Genomic DNA, 5,974 nt, shown 5'->3' with positions numbered 1-5,974 from the left:
GCGGAATCGATTCATCATCTTGGAGGCGACCTGCGACTCCAGCACAGACTGCCCTCGTGCAGCTGCACGGATTGCATCCGCTATCTCGGATGCACGAGACGTTTTGAGCAGATAGCTGAATGCCCCAGCTTCAATAACGGGATACATTTTTTCGTCGTCCAAATAACTGGTCAGCACAATAACCTTCGTCTCTGGAAGCAGGCGCGTCACTTGGCGTGTCGTTTCGATACCATCCATGCCATCCATCACCAAATCCATCAAAATCACATTTGGCTTGTATTCCGAAGCCAACCGTATGCCTTCTTCCCCGCTCCCAGCCTCGCCAACCACTTCTATGCCCTCTTCCGTCCCCAGCACCGCCGCAAGACCAATCCGCACCATTTCATGGTCGTCTACCAGCAGTACGCTAATCGGTAATTCCGTTTCCATGATCATCGTTCCTTCCGCTTTCATCATTAATGACTGGCACCGACACCTCAATTCGTGTCCCTTTTCCCGGAGCCGTTATATACTGAATAGCTCCTCCAATCTCGCTGACCCGTTCCTGCATTGTCGATAATCCATATGAAGTCTGCTTTTTCTCATCCAATTCAAATCCAACACCGTTATCCCGAATCGTCAAACGGATGGAATCCGGCCGTTGCACGATACGAATCTCCATGCGGCTTGCTTTGGCATGACGCAGCGTATTAGACATGGCTTCCTGGACAATACGAAACAGGTGGTTCTCAATGCCTTTAACCAACTGTACTCCGCTCTCCATCTCAAAATCAATCTCCATCGGCACTTTAGCCTGCAGCTCCTGTATCAAATCACGCAAGCCTTGCTCCAATCGTTTCCCTTCCAGATAGACAGGCCGCAGATGAAGCAGTAGCGCCCGCATTTCGGACTGCGCCACGGAAGACATTTCTTCAATCAGCGCGACTTGACGCTGCGCTTTATCAAAATCCTTATCCAGCGTTCTGCCCACAGCTGTCGCGGTCATGGAGATAGCGAACAGTTGCTGGGATACAGCATCATGCAGCTCTCTGGCCAACCGTTGTCGTTCCTCGACAATCGCAGTCACCCGGGCCTGCTCTGCCAGTTGGGCATTATTCGTGGACAACCGCTGCAAAGACGTGACCTGCTCCTGCCATTTGCGCCCGATTCGCTCCAACTGCTCACCCAGCCTGCCTAGCTCATCATGACCCAATGGCGGCAGCTCACGTGCGGGGGTTCCCTTTTCCCACATAAGTAACGTCTCTCTCAGCATTTCCAGCCTGCTTTTAAAGCGGTAGCTCTCATAAAATCCGTACATGGCCCCTGTCCCGATCAGCACCAGTATTACAGCTCCTGCAAATTTCAATATCATTCCCCAGGTCGGGAACGACTTCACATATCCATATGTATACAGCATATAAAAGACAACTACGCCCACAACAACACACAGGAGGATACCTTCACCCATACTGCGGGTTACCATGTTGGACGTTTTTTTATGACTCATCCCGGCTCCTCCTGATCAATAAAATCGGACGCGTACATCGCCCGCCAAATATGAAATGACAAACTTCACTTTATATTCACTCTGTGTATAATTGGGTGATTTCCAAACCAGACGGTTGAGCATACCCGCCTCATGATCACGGTCAAACTGAATCTGTCCGAACAACACGAACATTTCCACCTCTACACCGTAATTATCAGGTAACGTGATGTCAATATCACCGAAGATTCCCTGCAAAAATATAACGGGCTCACGTTCTTCCGGAAGAGCCAACGTCAAATCAGCATCCACATCCCCAACCACATGCCAAATACTCGTGCTGCGCAAGCTCCACGGCACTTCGTCCCATTTATGATTGGATATAAAATTGTGTTTGAATATGGAACTTTGACCTTTATGCAGCTTTCTGGAACGTGAATAGAACACAGCCAACGAGGCCAACGTGATCACCACAAACAAGAACAAATGATCCAGCACCAACAGCCCGGCACCGATTGCGAGCATCGTATAGCCCTTTTTGATTTTAGAATTGCGAATCTTGTATATTCCAGCCAACATCAGGATCAATGCAATCACGGAGAGGAAGCCAATCCACTGACCGAATAATATAATAACTCCGACGCTGATCCCTGCCAGTACCAAAGCTGATTTTCTTCTCTCCATGCTGCACCCCCTTTTTGTTTATACAGGAAGGAAAAGCCATAGTGGCGCGATATACCGCCATATGGCTTCTCGAACCGTACAGATTAAGCACCCTCATTGGCCAGTGTCCATCTATACAGCATATCATAATGTCTTGTTTCCGAGTAGTCAGTCCTTCTTAATATCTACTGGTTTAGCGCCTGCTTCGATTTTGGACTTCAACTGTTGGAGCTGCTCATCCACTTTGAACTGTTTCTCAGCCTCTGCCGGGTTGACATATGCTTCCCCCGGTGCTTGACGGTAAGGGGCACGCAGTACGTCAGCTTCTGCCTCCATTTGCATGATTTTTTCTTCCATGCGGTGGAAGCCCAGCGATGCAGACCCGCTTTCAATCGTGTGCAAGCTGTTGATTTGCGACATTTGCTTTTTGGCTTTCGCCATTTGAGCGCGGGATACCAGCTCATTGCGCTTATTACGCATTTTGTAGAATTCATCCTTCATGTCGTGCAGCTGCTGTACCAATTCCTTGGCCTGAAGCTCAGCTTGTGTATGCAAGTCACGATATTCATCCTGCTTTTGCACAAAATAAATCTTCTCGCCCAGCAGCTTGCGTGCTACTTCTTCCTGACCATTCCGCAATGCAGATTCGGCTTGCTTTTCACGCTCATTGGATACACGAACTGCTTCCTCCAAGCGTTGTTTCATACGACGTTCATTTGCCATTTGCTTGGCAACTGTTACCTCAGCCTCGTGAATTTCTGCCTCCATATCGCGCAAATACTGATTTAACATAATAATCGGATCTTCCACTTTATCCAACACTTCATTCACCGATGCTCTTGTCATATCCTTCATTCTTTTAAAGATTCCCATTATTTACGTTCTCCCTTCTCGAATTGCTCTACTTTTTTACGTAACTCTTCCAGTTCCTTTTTCATTGCTTTTCTCTCGATATCTTCCATCATTGAATCAAGATCATCGTTGCGAGCTGTGTTATATTTGGATGAATGGCGAGCATCTTGACCAAACGGGCTTGAATTGCTGTATGCTCCACCCTGATTGTAACCAGTTCCCTGTCCATATTGCGATCTTGTACTATTACCGCCATAATAGCGTGGGTCCTGTTGGGTATAGGGACCGCTATCCGGGCCAAACCCTCCATCAAAAGGAGATCTTGGCTCCTTGGAGATCACCAGCGCAGCGATCACATAAATCATAAATGTGGTGCCTGCTGTAATAAAGAAACTGATCACAACCAGAATACGTATCCAAGTTGAGTCCATTCCTGTTGCGTCAGAAAGACCGCCACATACTCCCGTTAATACTCTATCCCGGCTTGATCTGTAAATTCGGGTCATAATCAACTTACTCCTTCCCGCTGTTGTTCAGCTTACTTTTCAATCTTGCCCACTCTTGTTCGAGCAGCGATCCACCGCTTTGATCATCCTGTACATGGCCCTCACCCCGACGTAAATCACGCAGACTCATTGTTTCTGCTTCCATATCGGCTACCCGGTCTTCCAAGCGGTTGAACATTCGGGGAACATTTCGTCCGCCGTATGTACCTGCCCGTTCGTTCATCTGCTGCTGGAGTCTCAATGTTTGTACACGTGCGGCATAATACTGACGCTTACTGTGTACCGTTTGATATTCTGTCTTTAATGTATCCAGCTGCTGCTCCAATTCACGTAGTGATTCACGGCTTTGCTCCCACAGTTCTCTATACTGTTCTTCTTTTTCTGCATACAGCATTTTTTCCTGAAGGGCCAGCTTTGCCACGTGTTCTTCATCTGCTTTCAAAGCCAGTAGCGCCTGTTCCTCCCGTTTGGTCTGCATAGACAATGCATGATCCAACTGCTGCTTCATCTGTCTTGTATGCACTGCGTACTGCTGATGGAGTTTTTCCGCTTCGGCGATTTCCTGGCGGGTATTATATAAAAACTGGTCAATCAGTTGCACCGGATCTTGACTTTGTTCCAAATGCTCATTGAAGGTTGCTACCGTAATATCACGCATTCTTCGAAACACACTCATTGGCGTCTGCTCCTTTCACACTTCGTATTTTCAACATTTTAACACTCGTTGTTTTCCTACAATTTCTTCATTCATCAAGCTGCTAGATCAGTAGCGTCTTCTGCGGTCACTCAGCATGGAAACTCCAAATATGATTAACCCAATTGCTAGCAGTGGCCCAATAAGCCAGGACAGTTTGCCGAGTAAAATCAGTATGCCGAGCACAAGTACGATCCAGCCGAAGAGCGCATTTCCTCTTTTCACACCATAGTAGCCCAGCATGATCATGGCTATCGGAATTAAGTAACCAATCAGATGTCCTACAAAGTGACCGAAAAACGGAGTAAACTTACCGAGCAGCATAATCGAACCTAACACGATCAATACAATTGCCAAGCTATTCCCTTTGTTAACTCTCATCATCTCTCACCGCCTTTCACTGTGTCTTGCTTATGTCCTTATTGTACGCTGATCAAGCATTCGGCAAAACGGACTCCAGACGGTTTTCGAACCTAGACCTAAGTCTGGGATATATACAGACCTGCGGCTATCAGCCTCTACGTTGTTCTGCTGCACGAGCTGTTGATCTTGGTTCTCCCGCTTGCTTATAGCGGAGTGAAAGAACGAGACACACCAATAATGCTACCGCTGCAACCATATAAGGCATATTTATATGAACATCAAACAGTAGCCCTGCAATCAGCGGTCCAATCACATTCCCCAAACTTGTATAGGAAGAGTTCATTCCTGCCACAAACCCTTGCTCATCCCCGGCCTGTCGCGATAGAGAAGTGCTTACTGCCGGACGAAGGATATCCATAACCAGAAAAATAATGAAGGTCGTCAGCATGATCATCACATACTGTTCAGCAAACAGCGTTAGAAAAATGAACAATCCCCCAACAGCCAAACAGCAGTGAATTACTTTTTTCTCTCCAAAACGATTAATGATCCAGCCAAATATAGTTGCTTGAACAACCGCACCTAAAATAGAGCCTGTCGTAATAATGATCGCGATATCCATCGGTGTAAAACCATATTTATGATCAACAAACAGTCCAAATACCGTTTCAAAGTTTGCCAGTCCAAATGCAACGACAAACACAATCAGTAAACCCATGAAATAAGGAGAACGATATGACTTGGCAAATTGCTGAAAAAGGTTTTCACTTTGACGTGGAAGCTCTCTATTGTATTGCTGCTTTTCCTTGCTAATAGGGACCCGTCAAATTTATTATCCACGTTACTCTTATTGTGAGAATCATAAATACGGATAATAAAAAGGATGATAAAAATGCTCTAAGCACTTTTATCATCCTTTATGTATACCGGCGAGAGGACTCGAACCTCCACGGTTTCCCACTCGATTTTGAGTCGAGCGCGTCTGCCATTCCGCCACGCCGGCATATTCAAATTATGGAGGCGCCACCCAGATTTGAACTGGGGAATAAAGCTTTTGCAGAGCTTTGCCTTACCACTTGGCTATGGCGCCAGAGTATAACAAAGCGGACGACGGGAATCGAACCCGCGACCCTCGCCTTGGCAAGGCGATGCTCTACCGCTGAGCCACGTCCGCATAAAGATGGCTGGGGATATAGGATTTGAACCTATGCATGACGGAGTCAAAGTCCGTTGCCTTACCGCTTGGCTAATCCCCAATACTAAAGGGCGGCCGATGGGGCTTGAACCCACGAATGCCGGAGTCACAGTCCGGTGCGTTAACCACTTCGCCACGACCGCCACAGGTAATGAATATTTGGCAGGGGCAGCAGGAATTGAACCCACACCAACGGTTTTGGAGACCGTTGTTCTACCTTTAAACTATGCCCCTAT

The 5,974-nt window shown here is 47.1% G+C and carries 7 protein-coding genes, 6 tRNA genes and 1 pseudogene; all 14 read right to left on the bottom strand.

Annotated elements, in window-relative coordinates; all coding sequences use genetic code 11:
• Positions 1 to 429, bottom strand: a 429-nt coding sequence (locus tag L693_RS0117275; RefSeq protein ID WP_025718591.1) for a response regulator, incomplete at its 3' end; no start/stop codon positions are given.
• Positions 407 to 1,486 carry a sensor histidine kinase gene (locus L693_RS0117270; protein ID WP_025718590.1) on the bottom strand — a complete coding sequence of 360 codons (1,080 nt, stop codon included), beginning with the start codon at positions 1,484 to 1,486 and terminating at the stop codon, positions 407 to 409. The genes L693_RS0117270 and L693_RS0117275, both read right to left, overlap by 23 nt.
• A gap of 15 nt (positions 1,487 to 1,501) precedes the next feature.
• Positions 1,502 to 2,149, bottom strand: coding sequence for a cell wall-active antibiotics response protein LiaF (gene liaF / locus L693_RS0117265; RefSeq protein ID WP_025718588.1), 648 nt, complete (start codon positions 2,147 to 2,149; stop codon positions 1,502 to 1,504).
• A 147-nt stretch (positions 2,150 to 2,296) separates the two neighbouring features.
• Positions 2,297 to 3,001: a PspA/IM30 family protein gene (locus L693_RS0117260; RefSeq protein ID WP_025718586.1), complete on the bottom strand. Its 705-nt coding sequence runs from the start codon at positions 2,999 to 3,001 to the stop codon at positions 2,297 to 2,299.
• The gene (locus tag L693_RS0117255) at positions 3,001 to 3,486 is read right to left on the bottom strand and encodes a PspC domain-containing protein (protein WP_025718584.1); all 486 of its coding nucleotides are present in this window, start codon (positions 3,484 to 3,486) and stop codon (positions 3,001 to 3,003) included. Before L693_RS0117255 ends, L693_RS0117260 begins: the two co-directional genes overlap by 1 nt.
• A 7-nt stretch (positions 3,487 to 3,493) precedes the next feature.
• The gene (locus L693_RS0117250; protein ID WP_025718582.1) at positions 3,494 to 4,162 is read right to left on the bottom strand and encodes a PspA/IM30 family protein; all 669 of its coding nucleotides are present in this window, start codon (positions 4,160 to 4,162) and stop codon (positions 3,494 to 3,496) included.
• 87 nt (positions 4,163 to 4,249) lie between these two features.
• Complete coding sequence (locus L693_RS0117245; RefSeq protein ID WP_025718580.1) at positions 4,250 to 4,561, bottom strand: LiaF transmembrane domain-containing protein; 312 nt, start codon at positions 4,559 to 4,561, stop codon at positions 4,250 to 4,252.
• A gap of 130 nt (positions 4,562 to 4,691) precedes the next feature.
• A pseudogene (locus L693_RS0117240) lies at positions 4,692 to 5,357 on the bottom strand (MFS transporter); the annotation flags it as partial.
• Positions 5,358 to 5,467: 110 nt separating this feature from the next.
• Positions 5,468 to 5,546 (bottom strand) — tRNA-Leu (locus L693_RS0117235).
• A 12-nt stretch (positions 5,547 to 5,558) separates the two neighbouring features.
• Positions 5,559 to 5,633: transfer RNA gene (locus L693_RS0117230), tRNA-Cys, on the bottom strand.
• Positions 5,634 to 5,645: 12 nt separating this feature from the next.
• A tRNA-Gly gene (locus L693_RS0117225) sits at positions 5,646 to 5,717 on the bottom strand.
• A gap of 7 nt (positions 5,718 to 5,724) precedes the next feature.
• Positions 5,725 to 5,799 (bottom strand) — tRNA-Gln (locus tag L693_RS0117220).
• 9 nt (positions 5,800 to 5,808) lie between these two features.
• Positions 5,809 to 5,881 (bottom strand) — tRNA-His (locus L693_RS0117210).
• Positions 5,882 to 5,898: 17 nt separating this feature from the next.
• A tRNA-Trp gene (locus tag L693_RS0117205) sits at positions 5,899 to 5,972 on the bottom strand.
• Positions 5,973 to 5,974: the final 2 nt, after the last annotated feature.

Source organism: Paenibacillus sp. 1-18 (genome assembly GCF_000520755.1).
GTDB lineage: Bacteria > Bacillota > Bacilli > Paenibacillales > Paenibacillaceae > Paenibacillus > Paenibacillus brasilensis.
This window is presented reverse-complemented; position numbering and strand designations above follow the sequence as displayed.

What these genes read in the sequence shown, in the direction of transcription:
- L693_RS0117245 (WP_025718580.1), bottom strand. Translation starts at nt 4,561, where the DNA reads ATGAGAGTTAACAAAGGGAATAGCTTGGCAATTGTATTGATCGTGTTA.
- liaF (WP_025718588.1), bottom strand. Translation starts at nt 2,149, where the DNA reads ATGGAGAGAAGAAAATCAGCTTTGGTACTGGCAGGGATCAGCGTCGGA.
- L693_RS0117255 (WP_025718584.1), bottom strand. Translation starts at nt 3,486, where the DNA reads ATGACCCGAATTTACAGATCAAGCCGGGATAGAGTATTAACGGGAGTA.
- L693_RS0117250 (WP_025718582.1), bottom strand. Translation starts at nt 4,162, where the DNA reads ATGAGTGTGTTTCGAAGAATGCGTGATATTACGGTAGCAACCTTCAAT.
- L693_RS0117270 (WP_025718590.1), bottom strand. Translation starts at nt 1,486, where the DNA reads ATGAGTCATAAAAAAACGTCCAACATGGTAACCCGCAGTATGGGTGAA.
- L693_RS0117260 (WP_025718586.1), bottom strand. Translation starts at nt 3,001, where the DNA reads ATGGGAATCTTTAAAAGAATGAAGGATATGACAAGAGCATCGGTGAAT.